The sequence below is a fragment of the Pseudarthrobacter sulfonivorans genome, from assembly GCF_001484605.1.
Taxonomy (GTDB): Bacteria; Actinomycetota; Actinomycetes; order Actinomycetales; family Micrococcaceae; genus Arthrobacter; species Arthrobacter sulfonivorans_A.
This window is the reverse complement of record NZ_CP013747.1, coordinates 3,739,158-3,765,554: the sequence shown is the minus strand read 5'-3', so window position 1 is coordinate 3,765,554 and position 26,397 is coordinate 3,739,158. Positions and strand designations below refer to the sequence as shown.

Below are 26,397 nucleotides of genomic sequence, written 5' to 3'. Positions count from 1 at the left end.
TCTCACCGCCACCACGGGGGCTTAAGGACTTGTCGGCAGCGCCGGCCCGCCCATCATTTGGATCACCTTTGGCAACGTTGAACGGAACACCACCGCCGGTTGTCGATGCCTTGGCCGGACTCAAACAGCGGGCTGCGCTTGCGCTTTTCGAACGCATGGGAACCCGGTTCGGTGATTCCTCAGGGTCCGAAGAGGAGCTCCGGGCATCTGCAGTCGAGGAGCTTTCGGCTGTCATCGATGATGAACAAGTTCCGTTGTCGCCGGAAGAACGGCGCCGGTTGATCCGGGAGATTGCGGATGAGGTCATGGGCTTTGGGCCGCTCCAGCGTCTGTTGGAAGATCCGTCCGTAACAGAAATCATGGTGAATCGATTTGACCAGATCTATATTGAGCGAAACGGCCATCTCTCGCTGACTGGTTCGCAGTTCAGTTCCGATGACCATCTGCGAAAAGTCATCGAGCGCATAGTGTCCAAGGTCGGTCGACGAATCGACGAATCATCGCCCCTGGTAGATGCGCGCTTGGAGGATGGCTCTCGAGTGAACGCCATCATCCCACCCCTTGCGGTGAATGGCCCGTCCCTCACAATTCGCAAGTTCAGCCATGTGCCGCTTACGGTGCGTAACCTCATTGAGTGGGGTTCCATAACGGTGGAAATGGCGGAACTCTTAAGTGCGTGCGTCAAGGCCCGGCTGAACATCATCGTTTCCGGCGGAACAGGTACGGGTAAAACCACGCTGCTTAACGTACTGTCCTCTTTCATCCCTGAAGATGATCGCATCGTGACCATCGAAGACGCTGTAGAACTTCAACTGCAGCAAGAGCACGTGGTTCGCTTAGAGAGCCGGCCGCCGAACATTGAGGGCAAGGGTGCGATCGGTATCCGCGAACTGGTCCGCAACTCGCTCCGTATGCGACCGGACCGAATCATTGTGGGTGAGGTCCGCAGCGGCGAGTCCCTGGACATGCTTCAGGCGATGAACACCGGGCACGATGGTTCCTTATCTACAGTGCACGCCAATTCTCCACGCGACGCCGTTGCCCGTCTGGAGACGTTGGTTCTCATGGCTGGAATGGACTTGCCTCTCCGAGCCATACGCGAGCAAGTGTCGTCAGCCGTGGATCTCATCATTCAGGTGACCAGGCTTCGGGACGGGAGCCGCCGCGTGACGCACGTAACGGAGGTCCAGGGAATGGAGGGCGACATCGTGACTCTCCAAGACGTGTTTCTTTTTGACTATGCAGCGGGAATGGATGCGCAGGGGAAATTCCTCGGCAAGCCTGTCTCCACTGGGATACGTCCGCGGTTTTTGGACCGCTTCTCCGAACTGGGCATCACCGTGTCGCCTGCCGTGTTTGGCGGCACCATGAATCCACAAGGGAGGCGGTAGGTCATGGAGAATCCAACGGTGCTAATACTTGCCATAGTGGCGTGCTTCGGCGCATTGCTTGTGCTCTTCGTTGTTGTTCTGAAGCCACATTATGGTGCAATCCCGATAGACCGCAGGCGTCCGGAGTCGGCTCCGGAAAACTCATCATTTGGCAGAGTTTCACAATCGGTTGTCGATGGCATGGGCGGAGTTCTGGGCAAGTCCGGCGGACCATTCAACCAAAATTTGCTGTACAACGCCGGCATCAAAATGGGACCGGCCGAATTCACCGTCATGGTGGCAGTCGTTTCCTTCCTAGGTGGTTTCATCGGGGCACTCCTGACTAACCCGGTGATCGGCGTCCTCATTGGGGCGGCGGTGCCGTTCATTACCCGTCTGGTCCTGAGTATCCGCACTGACAAACGCCGCGGCAAGTTCGAATCACAACTCATTGACACCATTCAGATGCTTATTGGTGGGTTGCGAGCGGGTCACAGCGTCATGCGTTCCATGGAGGCTGCCGGATTGGAATCTGAAGCGCCTACGTCTGAGGAGCTGCGAAGGATCGTTAACGAAACCCGCATCGGGATGGACGTCCGGCAGGCATTGGATGAAACTGCGGAACGAATGGACAGCGAGGACTTTCGTTGGATCGGGCAGGCCATCCAGATCAACAGGGAAGTGGGTGGAGACCTTGCCGAGGTACTTGAACAGGTGGCCGGAACCATACGTGAACGTAGCGAAATAAAAGGCCAAGTGCGCTCCCTAAGCGCCGAGGGCAAGATGTCCGCCGTCGTCCTGATGGGCATGCCAGTCGCTGTTGCGGTCATGCTTTCGTTCATCAATCCGGGCTACATGAGCGTCTTCGTTGAGGAGCCCGTGGGCAACCTGCTCGTGGCCGTCAGCCTGGTCATGTTCGTCTGTGGTGGGTTCTGGATGAGCCGCACTGTAAAGATCAAGTTCTAGGGGGACCTAATGACTCCAATAGCCTGGCTTATCATCGCGGCCATTATGCTGCCGCTGGCCTACTTCACCTGGGTTCTTGTCACGTTGGACCGACGTGGAACTCTAGCAGTCCAATCAAATCTCGGCCAGGGATTCGCCCAGAACGGGGCAATTGCTTCAACGCGTCCTCCCCTGATGTTGGGAGTTGCGAAAAGGCTCACGACTGGCAGTTACGAAGCAAAACTAGATCGATGGCTTTCTCTGGCAGGCCGTCCTGTGTCGATGCCCCTTGAGAAGCTGATCGTAGCCAAGCCGCTTCTTGCTCTGGCGGGAGCGGTACTCGGCATTCTGGTCTTTCGTAACTCACCGACGCCGCAAAGTGTCGGCATCGGGCTCTTCATCACCGTCCTTGGCTACTTCGTTCCGGACCTGTTGGTGTACAACAAGGGGGTAAAACGCCAGGAAGCCATAGAACTCGAGTTGCCGAACACGCTCGACCAGATGCTTATCTCGGTGGAGGCTGGACTGGGCTTCGAGGCTGCCATGGCCAGGGCGGGCCAGTACGGTGATGGACCCCTGGCCCAAGAGCTGATGCGAACTCTGCAGGACATGCAGGTTGGGCGACCCCGTCAGGAGGCGTACCAGGCGCTCGCTGACAGGTCATCGGTTGCGGACTTGCGCAGCTTCGTGCGTGCCGTTGTCCAAGCCGATAAGTACGGCATTGGCCTCGCAAGAGTCCTTCGTACACAAGCCAAGCAGGCAAGGGTGAAGCGCCGACAGCGAGCGGAGGAAAGGGCAATGAAGCTGCCGGTCAAAGTACTTTTCCCGCTCCTCGTTTTCATTTTTCCGGTGCTCTTCATCGTCCTCCTCGGCCCGGCAGCCATCAACATCATGAAAATACTGTTCTAAGCAAGCCCACCGCGCCACCTGGCGCCCCTAATGCCGGACCCTCTCGGAACCCAGAACCGAGGGGGTCCGTTTTGTGTGCCCGAGGAAACATGGCCCACCAAGCTTCACCACAGCAAAGGCCAAGGGAAAACGCAGGAAACGCGCAGCCCAAGAAGTCTTTGCGCAGGATGCTGCAAGTTCCCCTCAACGTCGCATCAAGCGTTGCTAACTTCGTGATTGAGCTGGTGCAGGACCAGCCACCCAAAACTCGCTCAGGAGTCCTCATGCTTTCTCTCTACACGAACCTCATGATCCGCCTTCGCAGTGAAGAAAAGGGCGCCACGGCCGTCGAATACGGCATCATGGTCGCACTTATCGCCGTCGCCATCATCGTTGCTGTGACACTGCTCGGCGGAACCCTAACCCTGATGTTCCAGGAGGTTTCTTGCTCGCTCGGCGGAGGCACCTGGACTGCAACCGCCGCTACCGCTACCGCTGCCGCTGGCGGGAGCTGCGCACCCTAACTCAGCCGCTAGGCGCTCTGCCTCGCTTGGCTCATCCCGTGAATCTGGAACAGTGGCGGCGGCGATCAAGCCGCCGCCACTCTCCTTTCCCGAACAAGATCGACCTGACCGAAAGGCAGCACCATGTCCAGGGCATCCGAGCGTGGAGCCGTCGCGGTCGAGTTCGCGATCGTGGCGCCCCTCCTCGTCATGCTGCTCCTGGGCATCATGGAGTTCAGCCGCGCGTACAACGCGCAGGCCTCACTGTCGGCAGCTGCCCGCGAGGGGGTCCGCGTCATGGCCGTAACGGGCAAATCATCAGACGCCAAAACCGCAGCCAAAAACACTGCCGCAGCTCTTCGTCCGGCGCTGCAGGACACAGATATCAGCTTCGGCACGGCGTGTCCGGTGACGTCCGCCGCTGGCTCAAGCCCGCAGATCACCATCACGATCACTTACAGCCTGTCCACGATGACAGGTATCGCCGGTCCGTTCGCGATGACGGGCAAGGGGGCCATGCTATGCGGCGGCTGACTCCATCGAAGCCAAGGAACGACGGCGAACGCGGCGCCGTGAGCGTGATTGTCGCCCTGATGCTGGTGGCGCTGCTGGCGTTCGGTGCCATCGCGGTCGACGTGGGCATGCTGTACGCAGAACGGACCCAGCTCCGAAATGGAGCCGACGCCGCAGCCTTGGCCATCGCACAAAAGTGCAGCCGGGACCTAAACGATCCGGACTGCTCCACCAGCTCGTCCTTGGCAGCGGACCTCAACAACGGAAATGCCACCGACGGGCTCAGCCACATCAAATCCACGGTGCTCCACAAAACCAACCGCACCGTGACTGTCACCGTTGGCGCGCAGGAGGCTGGCCACTCCCCCAATGAAGTGTCGCTGTTCTTCGCCCGGGTCCTTGGGATGAACACTGCGGAAGTCACGGCCAGCTCGTCGGCCCAGTGGGGTACGCCTTCCAAGGGACCGGCCATCCTGCCGCTGGCGATTGCCTACTGCAGGATGGACTTGACGGCTGGTTCCCCATCCGGCTCCGTACAGGTGCTGGAACAGGCCGTAAATGATTGCGGTGGAATACCGGGCGGATTCGGGTGGATAGGTAACACCGGAACGACGTGTGCAGTGACGGTAACCGCAGGCCTTGCGGACAATACAGGGATCTGGTTCCCCAGCGACACAGGCGCCAGCGCGCCGACGGTGTGCACGGCTGCCGACTTCAGTCAGATGAATGATCAGACGGTTCTCCTGCCTCTGTACGACCTTGCCACGGGCGAAGGTTCCGCCGGCAAATACTACGTCAAGGGCTTCGCAGCCTTTCACGTCACCGGCTACCACTTTGCGGATATCAGCTGGACCAACGGGGCCAAGGTGGCCAACAAAACCATCAGAGGCTACTTCGTGAGGTTCGTCTCCCTTTCCGAGGCTTTCGAACTCGGCGACGCCCCCGGGACGACGATTGTCCGTCTCACCCCCTAGCAAGAACCGAAACTCTAGGAGCACTCAGTGAAGTCACGTTTGTTGGCAGGAGTGGTGGCAGTCCTGCTGGCCATCGTCGGGGCGGTCATTGTCGTCTCCTACGCCCAGGGCGCTGACCAGAGGGCTGTCAGCGGCCTCGATCCGGTCGGCGTCCTTGTTGTGACAAAAGCCGTGCCGGCAGGCTCATCGGCAGAGACCTTGAAGGCAGCCGTAGCGCTGCAGCAACTGCCAGGAACCGCCGTCGCAAAAACCGCCCTCAACACCCTGGACGGCTCGGGCGGCAAGGTCACCTCCGCAGATCTGGTCCCCGGCGAGCAACTGCTGGCCGAACGCCTGGTCTCCCCCGAGGAACTGAAATCGTCCGGCTCTGTGCCGGTGCCGGCAGGCCTGCAGGAAATCTCCTTCCAGCTGGAGCCGCAGCGCGTCGTCGGCGGCCGCGTTACGCCCGGCGACCATGTTGGCATCTTCATCTCGATGCCCAGTGGCGGTATCGAAGCGAAATCCGACAAGGAAACCGTCCAGCTTTCCATCCACAAGGCACTTGTGACCGCGGTCCAGCGAGCGCCGGAAGGCGCGGCCGCAAAGCCAGCGCCATCAGCAACCGACGCGCCTGCGCCGGACCCTCGTGACGTGAACCTCCCCACCGGATCCCTGATGGTCACCGTTGCAGTGAACGACATCAATGCAGGCAAGATCGTCTTCGCCGCAGAGTACGCTTCCATCTGGCTCAGCAGGGAACCCCTCGATGCGCAGGACAGCGGACCGCGCATCATGATCCGGCCGGACGTCTACAAATGAGCCGCTTTGTCCTCATCACCCCTGACGTCGACTTCGATGCCCGCCTCCGCGAGGCCGTTGCCGGTGGCCTCCAAGGCGGCGTGCAGACGTTCTTCACGAGCCTGCTGCCCGCGGACCCGCACCAACTGTTCGCCAGCTTGGACCAGGAGCAGCCAGAGGTCCTGATTTTGGGACCGGAAGTACCTCTGGACGAGGCACTGCGTTTTGCTACCGTCTTAAACGTCAGCTTCCCAGAGCTCGGCGTGATTGTGGCCGCGGAACCCGAGCCCGACTTCCTGCTGCATGCCATGCGGGCAGGCATCAAGGACATCGCCTCCCCCGGTTCGGATGCCGCCCAGCTGCGGGTCCTTTTGGAGCGCGCCAGCCAGTCCTTCGCCAGCCGTCACCGCACACTCGCGCCCCAGCAGGCGGCTGAAAGCAACAAGGGCCTGGTGATCGGCGTCTTCTCCCCCAAGGGCGGCGTGGGCAAAACCACCATCGCCACCAACATCGCCATTGGGCTGGGGAAGATCGCCCCCATGAGCGTGGTCATTGTGGACCTCGACCTCCAGTTCGGGGACGTCTCCTCAGGGCTCGACTTGGACCCCGAACACACAGTGACGGACGCCGTATCTACGGCCGCAAGCCAGGATTCCCTGGTCCTTAAGGCCTTCCTCACGGTGCATCCGGGCAGCATCTACGCCCTTTGCGCTCCCCCTACCCCCGTCGATGCGGACGAGATCACCCCCGACCAGATCACCCGGCTGATCGAACAGCTGTCAGAGCAGTTCCAGTACGTGGTGGTGGATACCGCGCCGGGGCTGCCCGAGATTGGGCTGGCAGCCATGGAAAAGTGCACCGATGTGGTCTGGGTTAGCGGCATGGACATCCCCAGCGTGCGCGGCCTTCGTTCCGGCCTGGATATCCTGCGCCAGCTAGATATCGTTCCCGAGACCCGCCACGTGGTGCTCAACATGGCTGACTCCAAGAACGGCCTCACCGTCCAGGACCTCGAATCGACTATCGGGGCTCCCATTGATGTGAGCATCCCACGCTCCCGCGCCGTAGCGCTGTCCACAAACCGCGGGATCCCAGTGCTCCAAGAGCCGGTGAAAGACCCTGCAATTAAAGGACTCAACCAACTCGTGGAACGCTTTAATCCTGCCTGGCGGGCAAAATCCCAGCGCAAACTGCACCGAAGGGTCGTGGTCTAGATGAAACTGTCAGAGCGCATCAGCGCCGCCCAGGCGAAGTCCCAGCCAACTGCCCAGCCTGCTTCTACGAAGGCCTCAGCCCCTACGCTCGATGTCCCGCGGCCGGAGGTTCAGCCCCAGCGCGTGCAGTGGTTGGAACAAACCCCGCAAAAACGGACGACGCCGGCACCGCCTGCCGTCGTTGTCGCCCCCCCGCAGACACATCTAGAAGAGACGAAGCCGAAACTCCAGAAGCCAGTCGATGTTTTCGCAGCCCTTAAAGAACGGGCAGCGAAGGCCTTGTTTGAACATATGGGTGCCCGATTCAACGACTCCGCCATCACGGAACATGAACTGAAGTCGTCTGCCCGCGAAGAGCTCACGCGGATCATCGACGCAGAGCAGGTCCCGCTCTCCGCTGAAGAGCGCACACGGTTGGTCCAAGACGTGGCCGATGATGTTCTCGGCTTCGGCCCGCTTCAGCGGCTGCTGGACGATCCGGCGGTTACCGAAATCATGGTCAACCGCATGGACCAGATCTACGTGGAACGAAAAGGGCATCTGACCTTGGCGGATTCCCGGTTCAGCTCGGAGGAGCACCTCCGCAAAGTTATCGAGCGGATCGTTTCCAAGGTGGGCCGCCGCATTGATGAGTCCTCTCCCCTGGTGGATGCCCGCCTGGAAGATGGTTCCCGTGTTAACGCAGTGATCCCTCCCTTGGCCGTTGGCGGCTCATCGTTGACCATCCGTAAGTTCAGCAAGGTACCCCTCACGGTCCGTAACCTCATCGACTTCGGCACCCTCACTCCTGAGATGGCAGAACTGCTGAACGCGTGCGTCAAAGCCAAGCTCAACATCATCGTCTCCGGCGGAACGGGCACCGGCAAGACCACGCTGCTGAATGTGCTGTCCTCTTTCCTGCCGGCAAACGAACGGATCGTGACCATCGAGGACGCGGTGGAACTCCAGATCCAGCAGGACCATGTGGTCCGACTGGAAAGCCGCCCGCCCAACACGGAGGGGAAAGGTGAAGTGACCATCCGCGAGCTCCTCCGGAACTCCTTGCGTATGCGCCCTGACCGCATCGTGGTGGGTGAGGTCCGTGGCGGCGAATCGCTGGACATGCTGCAGGCCATGAACACTGGCCACGACGGCTCGCTCTCCACCGTGCACTCCAACTCGCCCCGCGACGCCATCGCGCGCTTGGAGACCCTTGTCCTCATGGCCGGCATGGACCTGCCGCTGCGCGCCATCCGCGAGCAGATCGCTTCGGCTGTGAACCTTATCGTCCAGATTTCGCGCTTGCGCGACGGCTCGCGCCGCATCACGCACGTGACTGAGGTCCAGGGCATGGAAGGGGACATCGTGACCCTTCAGGACGCTTTCGTCTTCGACTACTCCGCGGGCGTTGACCAGCATGGGCGCTTCCTGGGCAAGCCGGTGGCAACCGGCATCCGGCCGCGCTTCATCGACCGTTTCGAGGACCTCGGAATTCACGTCTCGCCGTCCGTGTTCGCCACTCCGGCCGGTCCGGGTCCTGCTGGTGCGCACCCAGCCGGCAGCGGAAAGGCGTAGGACGGCATGTTGATCATCATTGGAGCGGCTCTCCTTTTCCTCGCCCCCATCATGGTGGGCGTGGCGCTGGTGCTGCCGCGTACCCCCGAGATCGCGCTCGACCGGCGCCGGCCCTTTCAGACGGATCCGCCGTCGAACCTTACCCGGCTGGCTGACGCAACGGTAGGCGCCCTGGACCGGTTCCTCGGAACCAGGAACGTCCGGCTCTACAACCGTGAGGCGCTGGAGAACGCCGGCGTCCGCTTTAGCCAAACCGAATACATGGTGTTGGTCATTGCTGGCGCAACTGTGGGAGCACTCGTGGGAATGGTGATCGGCCTACCCGTGATCTCCGTCCTGCTGGTTGTTTTGGCGCCGTTCGCAGGGCACCTTGTGCTTGGGTTCCTTGCCGGGAAACGGCGGGCAAAGTTTGACGCCCAGCTTGGTGACACCTTGCAACTGCTTTCCGGCGGGCTTCGCGCAGGACACAGCATACTGCGTGCCATCGACGCCGCCGCGACCGAGTCACAAAGTCCAACGTCCGAAGAAATGCGCCGCGTCGTCACCGAGACCAGTCTTGGCCGCGATCTGCTGGCCTCGCTGACGGACACGTCGGAACGCATGCGGAACGAGGACTTCGTCTGGATTGCCCAGGCCATCCAGATCAACCGCGAGGTGGGAGGAAATCTGGCCGAAGTACTAGACCAGGTCAACGAAACCATCCGCGAGCGCAGCGAAATCAAAGGACACATCAAGTCCCTCGCCGCAGAAGGAAAATTCTCCGCTTACATTCTCATAGCCATGCCTTTTGGCATTGTGCTGATGCTGATGACCGTCAACCCCGGCTACATGAACTCGATGTTCACCCATCCGTTAGGCTGGGGCATGATCGGCGCGTCCGTTGTGCTTATGACGATCGGCAGCCTGTGGATGCGCAAAATCATTGATCTGAAGTTCTGAAGTTCTGATGAGTCCGCTGATCATTTCCTCGCTCTTGCTGGTTTCCGTACCCATCGGCTACCTGACCTGGTCCATCCTTTCCGTTGACCGGAAGGCTCGGACTGCCACCGTAGCCATCCTTACCCGGGGCCACCGAGCTCCTGAGACGGTGGACAAAAAACCGACTGGCTTCGTGGCCGGGATCGGTTACCGCCTGACTCCCCCGGCCTATGTCCGCAAGCTTGATCGCTTGTTGTCACTTGCCGGCAGGCCGCTGTCGATGCCACTGGAAAAGGTCCTCGGCGCCAAGATCGCCCTCGGCATAGCCGGCGCGTCCCTCGGCCTCTACCTCAGCGCCGTCGGTACCACGCCCATCATGAAGCTTGCGGGTCTGTTCCTGCTCGTCCTCGGCTATTTCATCCCGGACCTGATGCTCTACAGCAAAGGCATGGAACGCCAGAAGGCCATGCAGCTGGAACTGGCCAACACCCTGGACCAGATGCTGATCTCGGTGGAGGCCGGCCTCGGCTTCGAAGGGGCCATGGCCCGGGCCGGCGAAAACGGCAAAGGGCCACTGGCCGACGAACTGGTCCGCACCCTGCAGGACATGCAGGTGGGCCGCAGCCGGCGTGAGTCGTACCAGGCACTGGCCGAGCGGACCAGCATCCCGGAACTGCGGAGCTTTGTCCAGGCGGTGGTCCAGGCTGACACCTACGGCATTGCCATCAGCCGGGTGCTGCGGATCCAAGCGAAGGTCATGCGGGTAAAACGCCGCCAGCGTGCCGAGGAAAAGGCCATGAAACTCCCTGTGATGATCCTTTTTCCCCTGCTGTTCTTTATTTTTCCCGTGCTCTTCATTGCCATTCTGGGGCCAGCGGTTATCAACACGGTGATCACGTTCAGCGGCCAATGACGGCGGATACCCAAAGTCAAGGATCACTCAAGGTTTCCACAGGATAGACCGAAAACGGACTGCGAAGTAACTACAGGAAGTAGCCTTGAAGCATGGATAGTCCACCACTCACCTCCAGCAGCGGGGGTGTCCCTGCCGAAGCGTCAGCTGCAGGGGCTGCTGCGGGCGTGGGCGCTGGCGTGCACCAGGCGGGCAATGACGCCATGCGCTGGGTCGAACCGGACATCCTGGCGGAGCTGGAAGCAGAACTGGACGGCCCCGAACTTGCCCTTGGATTCGCCCGCGACTACGCGTCTTTGTGGGACCAGCGCTTCAGCCGGCTGGCGGCAGCGGTCCACACCGAGGACCGCCCCATTGCCTTGGACGCCGTCATCAGCCTGCGAATCGCTTCAACCATGGTGGGCGGGATCCGTTTGTCAGTCCTGGCTCAAGCACTGGAGGATGCCATCCGCCGCAGCGACTTCGTCCAAGGCCAGGCACTGCTGGCAACCCTCGCCGAGCACGGAGTGCGTACAGTGTCAGAACTCCAGGCAAACTACATCCTGAAAAAACGACTAACCCTTCAGTGACCAGCCCCCGGCCAGCCCTGCAGGTCGGTCCTTGTTGGTGCGAGCCGGTAGCCCACTCCGCGCACCGTCTGAAGCCAGCGCGGTGACAGCGGATCCTCCCGCAGCTTGCGCCGAAGGTTCCCGACGTGGACCTCTACAGCCCGTTCGTCGGCCTCACTGATATAGGCATCCGGCTCATAAAGGTCACCGCGGACCGCTAGCACCAGATCGGACCGCGTACACACCGCCCCCTCGCCGCGGAGCAAAGTATGCAGGAGGTCGAACTCGCTGCGCGTGAGCCCGAGGTTGACCTCACCAATCACCACCGTGCGGGTCCGATAGTTCAGAATGAGCCCGTTGTGCTGGAGAACTCCCGCGTGGGTGAAGGTTGCCGGCGCGGCCGGAGGTGAAGCCCATGCAGCCGCCTCGGGTGGACTGGTGACCTCATGGCGCGGCCTGCGCATCATTGCCGCCACCCTGGCCCGGAGTTCACGCGGCCGAAAGGGCTTTGCAATGTAGTCGTCCGCCCCGGCGTTCAGGGCCGAGAGCAGATCCGGCTCCTCGGTCCGGCCGGTCAGCATCACCACGTAGGCATCGCTGAAATTCCTGATCCGCCGCAGGACCTCAAAACCGTCAATATCCGGAAGGCCGATGTCCAGCGTGACCACCTGGGCCTTGTTGTGCCGCACCGCTTCAACGCCTTCCCTCCCATCGACGGCGGTATGGACCTCAAAACCGGCCTGACGGAGGATCCCCTCAAGGAGGTTCCGCACATCGGCGTCGTCCTCGATTACTACTGCTACCCCAAGATCTTCCATGTCTATCCCCGATGCCAGGTGGAAGAGGCCCCCATCAGCCCAGCGCCAATCCCCTCAACCACTCCAACTCTCTATACGGTACAAGTATGAACGTCGGATGACACGCCTTCCCGCGTTTAGTTTTGGAAAGTCAATTACGATGACAACGCATACGCATTAGGATTCAGATGGTTGACTGTGCCGCCCTTCAGGAATTCGGGCGCATAAATTCATTGGAGACGGAATTGGGGCCGTCAGAAAAGGTGGAGATCCTATGCCCGTACGTCCGTCACCCCGGGCGGTGGCGCTCTATTTCAAAAAACTTGGCCCCCGCACCCAGGTGGCACTGTGCCAGCTTCCGCTGTCGCTAATTGTCGCCGTCCTCGGCGTGATGACACCGTTCACCTGGCCATCCCTGCTGGTCAGTCCGCTCTACTTGGCTGCAGTCGCCCTTCATCTCATTCTTTTCGTGGCCTGTTTCCTTACTCCGTGGGAGCGCCTGCACCATAGCTCCTACTTGGTAATTCCGATTCTTGACCTGCTGGCAATCGCGCTGCTGCGCAACGGAGCCGCGCCCCTTCTGCCGGGCCTAGCAATTCTGGTCGTATTTCCTGTCATCTGGCTGGCCGCTTCCGGGATCATGGTCCGCACTAGCCTCGTACTGAGCGCTCTGGGGCCGCTCCTAATAATGCTCCCCACAACGGCCGCAAAATTCCCCAACCTCACGGCAGCGGATATCACTTCACTGATCCTTTTCCCGCTCATGATGCTCGGCGTCTCGCTCGCAATCCGGTTCGCCAGCGTCAATATGCGGGTCCAGCAGAGGCAGCTTCAGGCCATGGGAGAGGAACTCCGGGAGTTGCTCGCCGCGAGCCGGGAGCGCGAGAAACTGCTGACGACCATCCTGGACGCCACCGACGTCGGCATTGTTGCCGTCGATTCGGACGGTAAACAGCTGCTGACGAACAACCGGCAGCGGGGGTTCCAGCAGACAGCCATCCCGGCGGGGGTAGCCGTCGCCGATGAAAAACAGCATCTGATCTTTGCCCAGGACAAAGTGACCCCGCTGCCGCCGGAGAAGCGTCCCCTGCGGCGCGCCATCGAGGGCGAATCCTTCGCGGACTACCTCGTCTGGATCGGCGACGGCCCGCAGCAGCGCGCGGTTTCCACCGCTGCGAGGCCTTTGAAGAACGACGACGGCCACCTCACCGGAGCCGTCGTGGTCTTCAACGACGTCACAGGCCTGGTTGAGGCCATGGCTGCGAACGAAGAGCTTGTCTCGAACGTCTCCCACGAGTTCAGGTCCCCGCTCAATTCCATCCTGGGCAACATTGACCTTGTGCTTGAGGACAGCGACGGGCTCTCCGCCCTCACGGTCCAGCGCTTGGACGTGGTGCAGCGCAACTCCGAACGGCTGCTTGCCTTGGTCTCGGACCTGACGCTGGAAGCCTCCGCCGCCCTGAACGTCCACCCGAAACGGACCGACATTTCCGGCCTGGTGGAGACCAGCATCGGCTCAGCCCAGGCACACGCGGAACGGTCAGCCGTAGCCCTGGTGGCCAACGTTCCCTCCCCGCTCTGGGCCTACGCCGACCCGCTGCGGATCGGCCAGGCACTGGACAACCTCGTGTCGAACGCCATCAAGTACTCCCCCGACGGCGGCACTGTGACCATCAGCGCGGCCGGTACCGAGGACTGGGTCAAGCTGGTGGTTCGGGACACCGGGATGGGCATGGCACCGGAGGATGCGGCCAAGGTTTTCAGCCGGTTCTTCCGTGCCGAGTCGGCCCGGGACGCTGCCATCCCCGGCGCCGGGCTGGGCCTGTCGATCACCAAGACCATCCTGGAACGCCACGGTGGGGCCATCGCCTGCGCAAGCGCACTGGGCGGCGGCAGCACGTTTACCATGACCCTGCCCACCCCCTCTTCCACAACGATGTGACTGCTGCCCGCGGAACCAGGGAGTGGGTGATGGCCCTCCACCGCCCTTCTAGTCTTGAGCAAATCTTGAGAAATCCTTGGAAGGAGTTGATGTAAAGCTAGGGAGCCCTTGCGGACTGCTGGAAAGAATGGGCTCACGGCGGGACTCAGCCCGCCAGATCCAAGACCCGGTCTCAGGGGGACTTCATCATGAACAAAGCAATCAAAGGCGCAATTGCCGCCGGCGCCGCCGGCATCCTTCTGCTGGGCGGGGCGGGAACCTTCGCACTCTGGGAGGACACCGATTCGGTTGATCCGGCCTCAATTTCAACAGGCGTACTGACGCTGGGCCTCGGCACCGGCACATGGTACGACGCGACCGTCGGATCAACGGGGGCCATAGCCAACATCGCGAACTTCGACATCGTTCCCGGCGACACCATCACCTACACCACCACGGCAACCATCACAGCCGAGGGTGACAACCTTGAGGGCGAGTTCAAGATTGAAAAGACCGACTTCGAGGATGCAGCAGAGACGGCGGCACCGTATCTCGATGTAACAGTGTCCTCCAATGCCGGCAGCGTCTCAGGGCTGACAGTCAACGGGACAACAGGGGTCATTACCTTCACCGCTGCGGCAACCTACACCGTCACTGTAACCATCACCGTGGTGTTCGAGAACGTCAGCGGATTGGTAGGCCAGAATGCAGACATCGACCTCACCGCTCTCGCGTTGAAACTCGAGCAAGCCTAGCAATTCCCTTCAGCGGAGAACACAATGACGACGAGGCTGTGGTTCGTTCTTGCAGGAATGGTGGTGCTCGTCATGCTGGTCTCGACCAGCACCACCGGCGCTCTCTGGCACGACCAGGCTGCAGTCGACGCAGGGTCAGTGAGCTCCGGCAGTCTTGTACTGCTGGTAGGCGGTCAGGAAGAAACGTACGCGTTTACGGCACTCACCGCCAGCAACCTCGTCCCGGGTCAGTCGGTTCGGGCTCCGCTCAGTATTAGCAACGGGGGAAGTACTGAAATGGTCTATGGTCTCTCTGCAGTCACCGCCGCTGCTGCCGGTTCGGCTGACGAGGCGCTGGCCGCCTCCCTTCGGTTGACTGTCACTGACGATGCGGCCTGCGCCGGGCCGCAGAACCAGGACCCTGGCCTTCCCTTCCAAACGGCGCTGGACGCTTCGGCGACATTCAGCGGCAGGGACCTGACGCCGTCGGCGTTTGAAACTCTTTGCTTTGAGATAGGACTTGACGCTGATGCGCCCACCGCCGCAGCATCCGGTTCGACGGCGGTAACGTTTACTTTCCGGGGGGAACAGAAGCCATGAACACGATGAAGCGGTCCCAATCGGCCCAGTCAACGGGCCCCGCGTGGTGGATCCTGCAGACAGCGTCGTGGATGCTCCTGCTGAGCATTGCCGCGCTGCTCATCGCGATGATCGGCCTTCCCCGGGTCACTGGGGCTACCCCCTACACAGTTCTCACGGGCTCCATGCGGCCAGAAATGCCCCCCGGTAGCCTGGTGGTCAGCAAGCCACTTGAGGCCGGAAAGCTGAAGGTCGGCGACGCGATCACCTATCAGATTCGTTCGGGTGAACCCGAGGTAGTCACGCACCGGATTATTTCCCTGTCGCAAACGCTGGGCGGAGAAACTCTCTTCACCACGCAGGGTGACGCCAATCCTGGTCCGGATGAAAGGCCCGTCAATGCCGCCCAGATCCGCGGCGTGGTCTGGTACAGCATTCCGTTGGTTGGCTATGTGAACAGCTGGCTGACTGGCGAGCAGCGCATCTGGGCGGTGGGCATCACGGCGGCCCTGCTGTTGGGATACGCAGTCTTTATGTGCAGCGCGGCAGTGGTCGAAACACGCCGTTCCAAGCAAAAGGCAGCTCCTGGGCCAGCTACAGTCAACGCCGACGAAGGAGTCTCAAGTGGGGCGGCGTAGTGCACCCGCCTCAAAAGGCCGCTCCGAAAGAAGCGTGCGCCTTCGGGCGCTCCTGTCTGCTGGCATGGTCCTGGGCCTTGGAGCGGTCGGAACACTCTCGGCATGGACCGATGAATCAACGGCAACGGCAACGTTTAGCGCCGGTACGCTCGACGTGAAACTCAAGGCGCTTCCGGGCGGAACGTTGGCAGACACAACTGATATCACCACGCTCACCATGGCAGCCATGTATCCAGGTGTGAGCAAGGCTGCCATGGTCCAGGTCAGCAACTCCGGTTCAGCCCCCCTTGCTTACACCCTGACCGGATCAGCGGTCCCGGGGCTCCCCGGCCAAGGCGGTAATCTTGGCGCTTCGCTGCTGGTCGGCGTCTATTCGGGCGGTTCTGCCAGCAACACGGCGACGACGGGTTCATGCACGGGCACGCGGATCGGTACTTCAGACCTGGCCCTCCTTGGATCCTTGATTCCAGATCCGAGGAGCCTCGCCGCCGGAGGAACCGAGGATGTCTGCCTCGTCGTGTCATTGCCGTCAACTGCCGCCAGCAACCTGCAGGGCACAAGCACCATAGCCACCTTTACGTTCAACGCCAGCATGGGGAGCTAACTGGCGATGCGCAGACTCTCACGCTTCCAGAACAACCTGCTGACACTGGGGGCCATACTTGGCGCGCTCTGCCTGCTTGTGGCCCTTGCAGCTGTCCTGACCGGCGCCAAACCGCTGCTCTTCCGCTCGGGCTCCATGGCGCCCGCCATCCCCACGGGTGCGCTGGGCATCAGTGTTCCCGTGGACGCCAACACCATCCGGATCGGTGATGTCATCAGCGTCGAAAACGCCGCGGGTGTCCGTATCACCCACCGTGTTGTCTCGGCAGAGATTTCTGGAGACACGGCTACCGTCAGCCTGAAAGGCGATGCGAATTCAATCCCCGACGCCGAGCCTTACGTGCTCCGCGTAGCCGACCGCGTGGTGGCCCACGCTCCGCTGATCGGCTATGCGGTGGCTTGGCTCAGCAGTTCCGCGGCGGTTTTTGCCGGTGGCCTCTTCACCGCCTACCTGCTCTATCTGGCGTTTGGTGCTCCTGCCCGACGCAGCTCCCAGCCAGAGCCACATCAGGACGCGGACCGGCCATCGCGCGGAGATCCTGCCGAGCGTCACGGCCGCCGCGCCACGCGGTTCACTGCTATGGCCTTGGTAGGTCTCGGCGTCCTCACCGGAGGAGCCCTACACACAGCAACGCCAAGTCAGGCTGCGTTCCTCGACGCGGCGCAAGCGACCGCGTCCTTCACTTCCGCGACACTCACCGCGCCCACTCTCACCTGCCAGAACTCCGGCAGCAACGATGTCACCCTGACACTGACGCACGCAGGCGATTTCGCGAATCTCTACGAATTGCGCACTCTGGTCCCCGCCAAACTGTGGGCCTCGGCGGCCTGGCAGCCAGGGACTCCCGTCGGTGTGCTGATTGATGCCGATGATTCCGTCTTCACCTACACCCAAACGACCGACGTAGGGTTCAGGGCCTCGTCATCATTCGGATCCTGGGCATCAGCTCCAGCGCTGAAAAGTGTCCGGTACACACCGCCCGTCCTGGCGATCCCGCTCATCAGCGACCTGCTTCCCGGCAGCCTCCGCTGTATCGCGTAAGAACCTACTTGCGGACTGCCCTCGTCAGTTCGGCGCGGGCAAGCATCTCGTCGTCGGACGGGTAGGCCACTTCTTCAAGGACCAGCGGGTGCGGGGCGGCCAGGACGGACTTGGCGTCACGCTTCTTGGCCAGCAGCCGCTCATGCAGCCAGCCGGGCTCCTCGATGCCCTCGCCCACGAACAGGGCCGAGCCAACCAGTGAGCGCACCATGTTGTGGCAGAAGGCGTCGGCCTGGACGGTGGCCACAATAACGCCGTCCTCACCGCGGTGGAACTCGAAGCGCTGCAGCTCGCGGACGGTGGTGGCACCCTCCCGCGGCTTGCAGTAGGACAGGAAGTTCTGCAGTCCCAGCAGCTGCGCTGCACCTGCGTTCAGCAGGTCCACGTCCAAGGGGCTTTGGTGCCAGAGCGTGAAGTACCGTTCGAGCGGATCCCACAGGGCAGGACCGTCCGCGATGCGGTAGCTGTACCGCCGCCACAGCGCGGAGAATCTGGCATCGAACCCCACGGGTGCCAAGGACACCAGGTGAACCTCGATAGCCCCGCTCAGGTCGCCCAGCCCCCTGCTGAGGGCGCCACGAATCCGCCGTAAGAACGCGACGGCGGGGTCCAGTTCGTGCCCGCGCGGCAGCTTCAGCCACTCGGCCTCAGTCAGGTCCAGGTGGACCACCTGGCCGCGGGCGTGCACGCCGGCGTCGGTACGTCCCGCCACGGTGACCCGGATGGGCCGGCGGATCAACAGCGCCAGCGCCTCTTCCAGGATGCCCTGGACGGTCCGCAATCCCGGCTGCACTGCCCACCCGTTGAAGGGGCCGCCGTCGTACGATAAATCAAACCGGACACGCAAAAACCCGCCGCCCCCCAAAACGGGGGCAGCGGGTTTTTGGTCGTTCATAGACATAAGTCTACTGGAGCGTCAGAGCCTGATTACTCAGCTTCGACGGCCTGCGCAGCTTCGCCACCGGCAGGCACGAAGCCTGCGGCTGCGGCGGACTCTGCAGAGTCGAACCAGACTTCAGCAGTCGTGGCGTCGTACCAGCGTGAGCCGGGAACGTGGTACTTCATGGAGTCCTCGTTGCCCTTGACCTCGAAGCCCTCAGGGGCGACGTTGTCAGCCGTAGCAGGCTTGGAGCCGGCGTACTTGGCTTCAGCAGCTTCGGTCTCAGCGGCTTCGGTCTCAACAACCGGAGCTTCTTCAGCAACCGGAGCAGCCTTGGCGGCAGCCTTGGCGGCAGCCTGGGTAGCCTCGGCCACAACGGCCTGCTTGGCGGAAACCGGCTCGAGAACCAGTTCGATGACAGCCATGGGAGCGTTGTCGCCCTTGCGGTTGCCGATCTTGGTGATGCGGGTGTAACCGCCGTCGCGGTTCTCCACTGCCTGTGCAATGTCGGTGAACAGCTCGTGGACGATGCCCTTGTTGCTGATCAGGCCGAGTACACGGCGGCGGGAAGCCAGGTCGCCACGCTTGGCGAAAGTCACCAGACGCTCGGCGTACGGCTTCAGTCGCTTGGCCTTGGTCACCGTGGTGGTGATCCGCTTGTGCTCGAACAGTGCGGCGGACAGGTTCGCGAGCATAAGACGCTCGTGAGCCGCTCCGCCTCCGAGGCGCGGACCCTTAGCGGGGGTAGGCATAATAGTTTCTCCTCATATGGAAGCCAGTGGGCTGCGCACACCGTGGTGCATCCAGCCAGCCGGCCAAGATCTGTTTGTTAGAGTTCGTCGTCGCCGAAAGCGGCGTCGTCCTCTTCAATTGCTGCGGCGCGTGCTGCGAGGTCAAAACCGGGAGGCGAGTCCTTGAGGGACAGGCCCAGTTCAACCAGCTTTGCCTTGACCTCGTCAATGGACTTCGCACCGAAGTTACGGATGTCCATGAGGTCAGCCTCGGAGCGTGCAACGAGTTCACCCACGGTGTGGATGCCCTCACGCTTGAGGCAGTTGTAGGAACGGACGGTGAGGTCCAGATCCTCGATCGGCAGTGCCATGTCTGCTGCCAGGGCAGCATCCGTCGGCGACGGGCCAATCTCGATACCTTCAGCTGCGGTGTTCAGCTCGCGGGCCAGACCGAAGAGTTCCACCAGGGTGGTACCTGCGGAAGCAACAGCATCGCGCGGGGCGATGGCCTGCTTGGTCTCGACGTCGACAATGAGCTTGTCGAAGTCGGTGCGCTGCTCAACACGGGTTGCTTCCACGCGGAAAGTAACCTTCAGGACCGGCGAGTAGATCGAGTCGACCGGGATACGGCCGATCTCGGAGTCGCCGGACTTGTTCTGAGCTGCCGAAACGTAGCCGCGGCCGCGCTCGATGGTCAGTTCGAGTTCGAACTTGCCCTTCGAGTTCAGCGTGGCAATGTGCAGATCCGGGTTGTGGAATTCGACGCCGGCCGGCGGAGCGATGTCCGCGGCGGTGACGACTCCGGGGCCCTGCTTGCGCAGGTAAGCCACAACCGGCTCGTCGTGCTCGGAGGAAACCGACAGGCTCTTGATGTTCAGGATGATCTCAGTGACATCTTCCTTGACACCCGGAACCGTGGTGAACTCGTGCAGCACGCCATCGATCCGGATGCTGGTTACAGCGGCACCGGGGATGGAGGAGAGCAGGGTACGGCGGAGGGAGTTTCCGAGGGTGTAGCCGAAGCCCGGTTCCAGCGGTTCAATGATGAAACGCGAGCGGTTATCGGAGACTACCTCTTCGGAGAGGGTGGGGCGCTGTGCAATGAGCACTTAGGTTTCCTTTCGGCGAGCATCCGCTATATGACGCAACACAGGTGGTGGAAATTCGGTCTGAAGACTTAACGCGGCTGGGCTTGCCCGGACCATAGACGGTCCGGGCAAGCTCAAGCTGCTGGAAAAGCCTTAGACGCGGCGGCGCTTCGGCGGACGGCAGCCGTTGTGCGCTGCGGGGGTGACGTCCTGGATGGAGCCAACCTCCAGGCCAGCGGCCTGCAGCGAGCGGATTGCGGTCTCGCGTCCTGAACCCGGTCCCTTGACGAAAACGTCAACCTTGCGCATGCCGTGCTCCTGCGCACGCTTGGCAGCAGCTTCGGCAGCCATCTGGGCTGCGAACGGGGTGGACTTGCGTGAGCCCTTGAAGCCAACCTCACCTGAGGAAGCCCAAGAGATAACAGCGCCGTTCGGGTCCGTGATGGACACGATGGTGTTGTTAAAAGTGCTCTTGATGTGCGCCTGGCCCAGCGCGATATTCTTTTTGTCCTTCTTACGCGGCTTGCGAACCGCGCCACGAGTCTTCGGGGGCATTTTTTCTCCTACAGAAAGTTATTGGGGGAAGACGAGTCAATCCCGAGGGATTTAACGAGCCTTCTTCTTGCCTGCAACGGTGCGCTTCGGACCCTTACGGGTACGTGCGTTCGTCTTCGTACGCTGTCCGCGCACTGGCAGGCCCTTGCGGTGGCGAATACCTTCGTAGCTACCGATTTCAACCTTGCGGCGGATATCAGCTGCTACTTCGCGGCGAAGGTCACCCTCAACCTTGTAGTTGCCTTCAATGTAGTCACGAAGCTCTACCAGCTGGGCATCGGTGAGGTCCTTAACGCGGACGTCAGCGCTGATGCCAGTGGCAGCCAGGGTTTCGTGTGCACGGGTCTTGCCCACGCCGTAGATGTAAGTAAGCGCAATTTCCAACCGCTTTTCGCGGGGAATGTCTACGCCAGCGAGACGAGCCATAGAGGCAGTGCTCCTTGAATAAACCGGAGGTCGTAGGCAGTACACCCGCACGTTCTGTGCGGCCCCAGCCTCCGACCGGGGGTTAGCTGTCCGGGCTCATACGTCCCAGTTCAGCTTGTGCTGCCTTTTATTTACTTGCGTGGGTTAGCAACCCAGGATTTCCCTCAGGAGGGAAATTAGCCCTGGCGCTGCTTGTGGCGCGGGTTCTCGCAGATCACCATGACCCGGCCATTACGGCGGATCACTTTGCACTTTTCGCAGATCTGCTTGACGCTCGGCTTGACCTTCATGGCATTCCTTTGCGTGTGGCAGTTGGTCAACTGGAGCAGCCGTCAGCTCATGCTGAGGCCGCCCAGAATTTACTTGTAGCGGTAGACGATACGACCCCGAGTGAGGTCATAAGGGCTCAGTTCCACCACTACCCGGTCCTCAGGGAGAATCCTGATGTAGTGCTGGCGCATCTTGCCTGAGATGTGCGCGAGTACGATGTGCTTGTTGGTCAGCTCAACGCGAAACATCGCGTTAGGCAGCGCCTCAGTCACAACGCCTTCGATCTCAATGACCCCGTCCTTCTTGGCCATACCCTCCGCTAACTGTTGTTGCCGCAGCCCTGCCGGATTGCACCGGACATTGCCACGAACGTTTTTGTTGGATCGGTTATCGCCTCCGGCCCCAAACAGGGCACAGCTGGGCAGACAACCAACAAACCACTTTACTGTAAGTGGGTAGAAAGTCCAAACTAAAAATGAAAGTACACACCCTACCCCGTAATTGAGCTTGCCGAAATCCCGTCGAGGATCGCCAAGCGTACGACGTCGGCTGCCGCACTCTGCAGGGTAATGAGACTCACCTGCCGGGCAGTTTCACTACTCCGGTCCAGCGCCACCTCACCAGTGGCAAGGCAGAACACAGTATCCCCGTCGGCCAAGGTGTGCGACGGATTGAGCGCGCGAGCCAGCCCAGCATGCGCAGCAGAAGCAGTCCGATAGCACTCGGCGGGGTCCAGCACCGCGTTCGTCGCCACAACAATAAGCGTTGTGTTCAACGCAGGCGGACCGGCATCCGCTGACGGGGAATCGGGAACCCGGAAGCGCGCGTCTAAGGGAGGCACGACCGAGCGCGCGGAGGGTTCGGGATTCCCCGGAAGTGCCTCCACGGGAAACCCAAGCGCGTTCACCACGGCCAGCGCTCCAACAACCACGCCGTTCTCAAGCGTGACCGAAGCCGTACCCACCCCACCTTTGAACTGTCCGCGTCCGATCATCGCTCCGGTGCCGGCACCCACACTGCCGCGTCCGACGTCGTGCCCGTCCGTTTCGGCAGCAGCGGCAACGGTGGCCGCATAGCCCATGTCCGCCGTCGGGCGCGCTGAGAAGTCGCCTCCCCGGCCCAGGTCGAAGATCGCGGCGGCGGGAACGATGGGCACCACTCCCCCGGTGACGGCGAATCCCCGGCCGTTCTCTTCGCACCAGCGCTGTGCACCGTGGGCCGAGACGAGCCCGTAGGCGCTGCCGCCGGTGAGGACCACGGCGTCCACCGTGGACACCAGCGTGGTGGGATCCAGCGCGTCAGTCTCATGCGTGCCCGGGCCACCGCCACGGACGTCCACCGACCCGACAGTGCCCGGCGGCGGCAGCACCACGGTGACGCCCGTCAGCCAGCCGTCGCCGGTCTTCTGCTCATGGCCAACCCTGATCCCAGGCACATCCGTGATTGCTCCCATGGCTCCATTCTGCCCTGCGTTCATCGGCGGGCGGCGGCTCCATCACCGGGGAAACGAAACGTTCCGTGAACGGGCTCCGAAGCCTGGGACAACAATTCGCTGGGCGGCCGCATCTGGTCCGGTCCGGCATCGACTATGTGATGGAGTAATCTCAAATCCGTTCCACAGCCCTGCCATCGCAGGCCTCCCGATTGAGATCCATGACACCACAGCTCACCGCCCAGCCGGGCAGTTCCCCGGCGCAGACGGCCTCCAGCGGAGCAAAGGACGAGGGCGGCGCCCTGCCCCGGAAACGCAATCGCTGGTCGCGTCGAAAGCGCCAGGACTTCTTCGTCTTCCTCGCGCTGGCCCTGCCGAACCTGCTGCTCATCGCGGTCTTCACCTACGTCCCGCTGTTCAACAACCTCTACTACTCCACGCTGAACTGGACGCTCGGCTCCGCGTCGGCCACCGTCGTCGGGCTGGAAAACTACGTCACATTCTTCACCAGCGCGGACGCCGGCCGGGTCCTTGGCACCACCGCCGTGTTCACTGCGGCAACCGTGGGCGGCTCCATGGTGCTGGGCCTACTGGTGGCGCTGGCCCTGAACTCGAAGGTCCGCGGCACCACCTTTGCCCGGTCGGCCGTCTTCGCACCGTATGTGCTGTCCGGGGTTGGCGTTGGCCTGGTGTGGCTGTTCATCTTTGATCCCGGCTACGGCGTGCTGGCCTGGATACTGCGGGGCCTTGGACAGCAGAGTCCGCAGTGGATCAACGATCCGGAGCTCTCCCTGGTGATGGTCATCATCGTGTACGTCTGGAAGAACCTGGGCTACTGCGCGGTGGTGTTCCTCGCCGGGCTGCAGTCCCTGCCGCAGGACGTGATGGAGGCGGCGTCGCTGGACGGTGCCAGCAGTTTCCGGCGCTTCGTCAGCATGTCGCTGCCGCTGCTCTCCCCCACTACCTTCTTCCTGCTGATCACCACCATGCTCAGCTCGCTCCAGGCCTTCGACCTCATCCGGATCATGACGCCCCTGGGCAGCGGCACCAGCACCCTCATCTACGAGGCGTACCTCCAAGCCTTCGGCGCCTACAACCGCGCCGGCTATTCCGCCGCCATCTCGGTGGTCCTGTTTGTCATCCTGCTGGTCATCACAGTGCTGCAGCTGCGGTTTGTCGAAAAGAAGGTGCACTACTCGTGAGCGCTCCCGCCGCCGTCCTTCCGGACCCTTCAACGCCCGACGCCGTCCCGCCCCTCGAGCGGCCGTTCTCCCGCGCCAACCTGGTCAGGACAGTCGCTGCCGGGTATGCGCCGCTGGCCGTCGCCGTCCTGGTGGTGTTCCTGCCGCTGCTGTGGATGGTGCTGAGCTCGTTCAAACAGCCCGGCGAAATCGTCACCCTGGATCTGCAGGTGCTCCCGGCAGCCCTGGACCCGGAGAACTATCGGGTGGCCATGACCACGGTCCCGTTCGGTCAGTTCTTCCTGAACAGCACCATCGTCACAGTGGTGGGCGGCGGCATCAAAGTGATCCTTGCCCTGCTGACCGCCTATGCCCTGGTGTTTGTGCGCTTTCCGTTCAAGAACCTGATCTTCGTCCTGATCCTTGTGGCCCTGATGGTTCCAGCGCAGGTGTCCATCCTGCCGAACTACATCCTGATCGCCGGAATGGGTGGGAAGAACACCCTGTGGGGCATCATCCTGCCTGGCCTGGGCACTGCCTTCGGCACGTTCCTGCTGCGCCAGCACTTCCTCACCCTGCCCGGTTCCATCCTGGAATCCGCAGAGATCGACGGCGCCGGCCACTGGCGGCGGCTCTGGCAGATCGTGGTTCCGGTCTCCGTTCCATCCATTGCCACGGTTGCCCTGGTCACCGTAGTGAGCGAATGGAACGAATACATCTGGCCGCTGATCATCACGGACAAACCCGAAAGCATGACGCTTCCGGTGGGCCTGACCCTGCTGCAGAACTCCGAGAGCAACGGCGCAGGCTGGGGAATCATGATGGCCGGCGCCGTCCTCGTGATCGTCCCCATCCTGGTCATCTTCGCCATGCTCCAGCGCTACATCGTCGCGGGCCTGACCCAGGGCAGCGTGACGGGCTAATCTCCGGCGAGTACCGCCGTCGGGCACTGCCGCCGGGCATCCAAAACCATCCATCCACCGCATCCAGCACTACCGAGGCACACAACGAAAGGCAGCACCATGTCCTTTACCCTTGATCGACGGTTCTTCCTCACCCTGGCAGGCGCCGGGGCAGGCGCGGCAGCGCTCTCCGCCTGCGGCGGCCCTTCCACAACACCCGGAGCCGCGGCGACAACCGTTGCCGACATCGACTTCAGCGGCGTCAAGCCGGCCGCATCCATCGATTTCTGGTCCAACCACCCGGGCAAGTCCCAGGACGTGGAAAAGAGCATCATCGAGAAGTTCCACGCCAAGTACCCGGACATCAAGGTGAACCTGGTGACGGCCGGCGCCAACTACGAGGAAATCGCCCAGAAGTTCCAGACCGCCCAGGCCGCCAAGTCAGGCCTGCCGTCCCTGGTGGTCCTCTCCGACGTCTGGTGGTTCCGCTACTACCTGAACGAGAGCATCATCCCGCTCGACTCCCTGGTCAAGCAGCTGGACGTCAAGCTGGACGACTTCCGCACCTCGCTGGTGGACGACTACAAGTACGACGGCAAGCAGTGGGCACTCCCTTACGGCCGGTCCACGCCCCTGTTCTACTACAACAAGGACCACTTCGCCGCAGCCGGTTTGCCGGACCGTGCCCCCGCCACCTGGCAGGAATTCGCCGGCTGGGCCCCGAAGCTCAAGGCGGCTTCCGGCGCCCAGTACGCGTTTATGCACCCCGCCCTGGCCGGGTACGCGGGCTGGACCCTGCAGAACAACCTGTGGGGCGAAGGCGGCGGCTGGTCCAAGGAATGGGACATCACGTGTGACTCAGCCGAGTCCGTGGCGGCACTGCAGGCGGCCCAGGATTCCGTCTACAAGGACGCCTGGGCTGGGGTCTCCTCCAAGGAATCCGCCGACGACTTTGCCGCTGGCCTCGCCTCGGCCACGTTGTCATCCACAGGGTCACTGATCGGCATCCTGAAGTCCGCCAAGTTCAACGTGGGCGTCGGCTTCCTGCCGGGCGGCTCAAAGGTCACCTCAGGCGTGTGCCCCACCGGCGGCGCCGGCCTGGGCATCCCCAGCGGTGTGACCAAGGAAGAGCAGCTGGCAGCAGCCATGTTCCTCCAGTTCATGACCGAGCCGGAGAACACTGCCGCCTTCTCGGCCGCGACCGGCTACATGCCCACGCGCACGTCCGCCGACATGACCGCCGTGCTCGCCAAGACGCCGCAGATCAAGATCGCCATGGACCAGCTGGCCGTGACGAAGGTCCAGGATAACGCGCGCGCGTTCCTGCCGGGAGCCGACCAGGAGATGGCCAAGGCTGCCGCCAAGATCCTGACGCAGGAGGCCGACGTGAAGGCCACCATGACCGAGCTGAAGGCGACTCTCGAGGGAATCTACACCAAGGACGTCAAGCCCAAGCTCAAGGCCTGACATACCAGCCACGGATTAACCCAAGTAGGTCGCA

30 protein-coding genes are annotated in these 26,397 nt (G+C 62.1%); 21 read left to right on the top strand and 9 right to left on the bottom strand.

Features of this window, described 5'->3' with window-relative positions; translation table 11 throughout:
* The first annotated feature begins 68 nt into the window (after nt 1-68).
* The 12 genes from AU252_RS17110 to AU252_RS17055 all read left to right on the top strand — a co-directional run bounded on the left by AU252_RS17110 (nt 69) and on the right by AU252_RS17055 (nt 11,138).
* Nucleotides 69-1,391, top strand: a complete 1,323-nt coding sequence (locus AU252_RS17110) for a CpaF family protein (protein ID WP_240484215.1) — start codon at nt 69-71, stop codon at nt 1,389-1,391.
* Between the two features lie 3 nt (nt 1,392-1,394).
* Entirely contained in the window at nt 1,395-2,336 is a 942-nt protein-coding gene (locus AU252_RS17105; RefSeq protein ID WP_058931745.1) for a type II secretion system F family protein, read from the top strand.
* Nucleotides 2,337-2,345: 9 nt separating this feature from the next.
* The gene (locus AU252_RS17100; RefSeq protein WP_058931744.1) at nt 2,346-3,224 is read left to right on the top strand and encodes a type II secretion system F family protein; all 879 of its coding nucleotides are present in this window, start codon (nt 2,346-2,348) and stop codon (nt 3,222-3,224) included.
* Nucleotides 3,225-3,487: 263 nt separating this feature from the next.
* Nucleotides 3,488-3,727, top strand: a complete 240-nt coding sequence (locus AU252_RS17095) for a Flp family type IVb pilin (RefSeq protein WP_058933021.1) — start codon at nt 3,488-3,490, stop codon at nt 3,725-3,727.
* Between the two features lie 123 nt (nt 3,728-3,850).
* The gene (locus tag AU252_RS17090) at nt 3,851-4,240 is read left to right on the top strand and encodes a TadE/TadG family type IV pilus assembly protein (protein ID WP_058931743.1); all 390 of its coding nucleotides are present in this window, start codon (nt 3,851-3,853) and stop codon (nt 4,238-4,240) included.
* On the top strand, nt 4,228-5,193 hold the full coding sequence (locus AU252_RS17085) for a pilus assembly protein TadG-related protein (RefSeq protein ID WP_058931742.1): 966 nt from the start codon (nt 4,228-4,230) through the stop codon (nt 5,191-5,193). Before AU252_RS17090 ends, AU252_RS17085 begins: the two co-directional genes overlap by 13 nt.
* Before the next feature lie 27 nt (nt 5,194-5,220).
* Nucleotides 5,221-5,991: a Flp pilus assembly protein CpaB gene (gene cpaB / locus AU252_RS17080; RefSeq protein ID WP_058931741.1), complete on the top strand. Its 771-nt coding sequence runs from the start codon at nt 5,221-5,223 to the stop codon at nt 5,989-5,991.
* Entirely contained in the window at nt 5,988-7,184 is a 1,197-nt protein-coding gene (locus tag AU252_RS17075; protein WP_058931740.1) for an AAA family ATPase, read from the top strand. Before cpaB ends, AU252_RS17075 begins: the two co-directional genes overlap by 4 nt.
* On the top strand, nt 7,185-8,738 hold the full coding sequence (locus AU252_RS17070) for a CpaF family protein (RefSeq protein WP_058931739.1): 1,554 nt from the start codon (nt 7,185-7,187) through the stop codon (nt 8,736-8,738).
* Nucleotides 8,739-8,744: 6 nt separating this feature from the next.
* Nucleotides 8,745-9,677 carry a type II secretion system F family protein gene (locus tag AU252_RS17065; protein ID WP_058931738.1) on the top strand — a complete coding sequence of 311 codons (933 nt, stop codon included), beginning with the start codon at nt 8,745-8,747 and terminating at the stop codon, nt 9,675-9,677.
* Nucleotides 9,678-9,684: 7 nt separating this feature from the next.
* Entirely contained in the window at nt 9,685-10,569 is an 885-nt protein-coding gene (locus AU252_RS17060) for a type II secretion system F family protein (protein ID WP_058931737.1), read from the top strand.
* Between the two features lie 92 nt (nt 10,570-10,661).
* Nucleotides 10,662-11,138, top strand: coding sequence for an Hpt domain-containing protein (locus tag AU252_RS17055; protein ID WP_240484214.1), 477 nt, complete (start codon nt 10,662-10,664; stop codon nt 11,136-11,138).
* Here AU252_RS17055 and AU252_RS17050 read toward each other — a convergent pair.
* On the bottom strand, nt 11,132-11,935 hold the full coding sequence (locus AU252_RS17050) for a response regulator transcription factor (protein WP_058931736.1): 804 nt from the start codon (nt 11,933-11,935) through the stop codon (nt 11,132-11,134). The genes AU252_RS17055 and AU252_RS17050 overlap by 7 nt on opposite strands.
* 253 nt (nt 11,936-12,188) lie before the next feature.
* Between AU252_RS17050 and AU252_RS17045 the strand changes: the two genes are divergently transcribed.
* The 6 genes from AU252_RS17045 to AU252_RS17020 all read left to right on the top strand — a co-directional run bounded on the left by AU252_RS17045 (nt 12,189) and on the right by AU252_RS17020 (nt 17,431).
* The gene (locus AU252_RS17045) at nt 12,189-13,856 is read left to right on the top strand and encodes a sensor histidine kinase (protein WP_058931735.1); all 1,668 of its coding nucleotides are present in this window, start codon (nt 12,189-12,191) and stop codon (nt 13,854-13,856) included.
* 188 nt (nt 13,857-14,044) lie between these two features.
* Nucleotides 14,045-14,590 carry an alternate-type signal peptide domain-containing protein gene (locus AU252_RS17040; RefSeq protein ID WP_058931734.1) on the top strand — a complete coding sequence of 182 codons (546 nt, stop codon included), beginning with the start codon at nt 14,045-14,047 and terminating at the stop codon, nt 14,588-14,590.
* A gap of 24 nt (nt 14,591-14,614) precedes the next feature.
* Entirely contained in the window at nt 14,615-15,169 is a 555-nt protein-coding gene (locus AU252_RS17035; RefSeq protein ID WP_058931733.1) for a hypothetical protein, read from the top strand.
* Nucleotides 15,166-15,786 carry a signal peptidase I gene (locus tag AU252_RS17030; protein ID WP_058931732.1) on the top strand — a complete coding sequence of 207 codons (621 nt, stop codon included), beginning with the start codon at nt 15,166-15,168 and terminating at the stop codon, nt 15,784-15,786. Before AU252_RS17035 ends, AU252_RS17030 begins: the two co-directional genes overlap by 4 nt.
* A gap of 34 nt (nt 15,787-15,820) precedes the next feature.
* On the top strand, nt 15,821-16,390 hold the full coding sequence (locus AU252_RS17025) for a SipW-dependent-type signal peptide-containing protein (RefSeq protein WP_157769011.1): 570 nt from the start codon (nt 15,821-15,823) through the stop codon (nt 16,388-16,390).
* 6 nt (nt 16,391-16,396) lie between these two features.
* Nucleotides 16,397-17,431, top strand: a complete 1,035-nt coding sequence (locus tag AU252_RS17020) for a signal peptidase I (protein WP_058931730.1) — start codon at nt 16,397-16,399, stop codon at nt 17,429-17,431.
* 4 nt (nt 17,432-17,435) lie between these two features.
* Here AU252_RS17020 and AU252_RS17015 read toward each other — a convergent pair whose 3' ends face one another.
* The 8 genes from AU252_RS17015 to AU252_RS16980 form a co-directional block, all read right to left on the bottom strand.
* Entirely contained in the window at nt 17,436-18,326 is an 891-nt protein-coding gene (locus AU252_RS17015) for a tRNA pseudouridine synthase A (protein WP_205630588.1), read from the bottom strand.
* A 32-nt stretch (nt 18,327-18,358) separates the two neighbouring features.
* Entirely contained in the window at nt 18,359-19,063 is a 705-nt protein-coding gene (rplQ, locus tag AU252_RS17010) for a 50S ribosomal protein L17 (RefSeq protein ID WP_058931729.1), read from the bottom strand.
* A 77-nt stretch (nt 19,064-19,140) separates the two neighbouring features.
* Nucleotides 19,141-20,151 carry a DNA-directed RNA polymerase subunit alpha gene (locus AU252_RS17005; protein ID WP_056344331.1) on the bottom strand — a complete coding sequence of 337 codons (1,011 nt, stop codon included), beginning with the start codon at nt 20,149-20,151 and terminating at the stop codon, nt 19,141-19,143.
* 132 nt (nt 20,152-20,283) lie between these two features.
* Entirely contained in the window at nt 20,284-20,685 is a 402-nt protein-coding gene (gene rpsK, locus AU252_RS17000; RefSeq protein ID WP_018769149.1) for a 30S ribosomal protein S11, read from the bottom strand.
* Nucleotides 20,686-20,736: 51 nt separating this feature from the next.
* Nucleotides 20,737-21,111 (bottom strand): 30S ribosomal protein S13, encoded by a 375-nt coding sequence (gene rpsM / locus AU252_RS16995; protein WP_028275004.1) that lies wholly within the window; start codon nt 21,109-21,111, stop codon nt 20,737-20,739.
* Nucleotides 21,112-21,287: 176 nt separating this feature from the next.
* Nucleotides 21,288-21,401, bottom strand: coding sequence for a 50S ribosomal protein L36 (gene rpmJ / locus AU252_RS16990; protein WP_009358722.1), 114 nt, complete (start codon nt 21,399-21,401; stop codon nt 21,288-21,290).
* Nucleotides 21,402-21,470: 69 nt separating this feature from the next.
* Nucleotides 21,471-21,692 carry a translation initiation factor IF-1 gene (gene infA / locus AU252_RS16985; protein ID WP_009358723.1) on the bottom strand — a complete coding sequence of 74 codons (222 nt, stop codon included), beginning with the start codon at nt 21,690-21,692 and terminating at the stop codon, nt 21,471-21,473.
* Nucleotides 21,693-21,871: 179 nt separating this feature from the next.
* The gene (locus AU252_RS16980) at nt 21,872-22,834 is read right to left on the bottom strand and encodes a P1 family peptidase (protein WP_083510456.1); all 963 of its coding nucleotides are present in this window, start codon (nt 22,832-22,834) and stop codon (nt 21,872-21,874) included.
* Nucleotides 22,835-23,034: 200 nt separating this feature from the next.
* Here AU252_RS16980 and AU252_RS16975 point away from each other — a divergent pair, with 200 nt between their 5' ends.
* The 3 genes from AU252_RS16975 (at nt 23,035) to AU252_RS16965 (ending at nt 26,363) form a co-directional block, all read left to right on the top strand.
* Nucleotides 23,035-24,015, top strand: a complete 981-nt coding sequence (locus AU252_RS16975; RefSeq protein ID WP_240484213.1) for a carbohydrate ABC transporter permease — start codon at nt 23,035-23,037, stop codon at nt 24,013-24,015.
* Complete coding sequence (locus AU252_RS16970) at nt 24,012-24,917, top strand: carbohydrate ABC transporter permease (RefSeq protein ID WP_058931727.1); 906 nt, start codon at nt 24,012-24,014, stop codon at nt 24,915-24,917. The genes AU252_RS16975 and AU252_RS16970 overlap by 4 nt, the downstream gene beginning before the upstream one ends.
* Before the next feature lie 99 nt (nt 24,918-25,016).
* Nucleotides 25,017-26,363: an ABC transporter substrate-binding protein gene (locus tag AU252_RS16965; RefSeq protein WP_058931726.1), complete on the top strand. Its 1,347-nt coding sequence runs from the start codon at nt 25,017-25,019 to the stop codon at nt 26,361-26,363.
* Nucleotides 26,364-26,397: the final 34 nt, after the last annotated feature.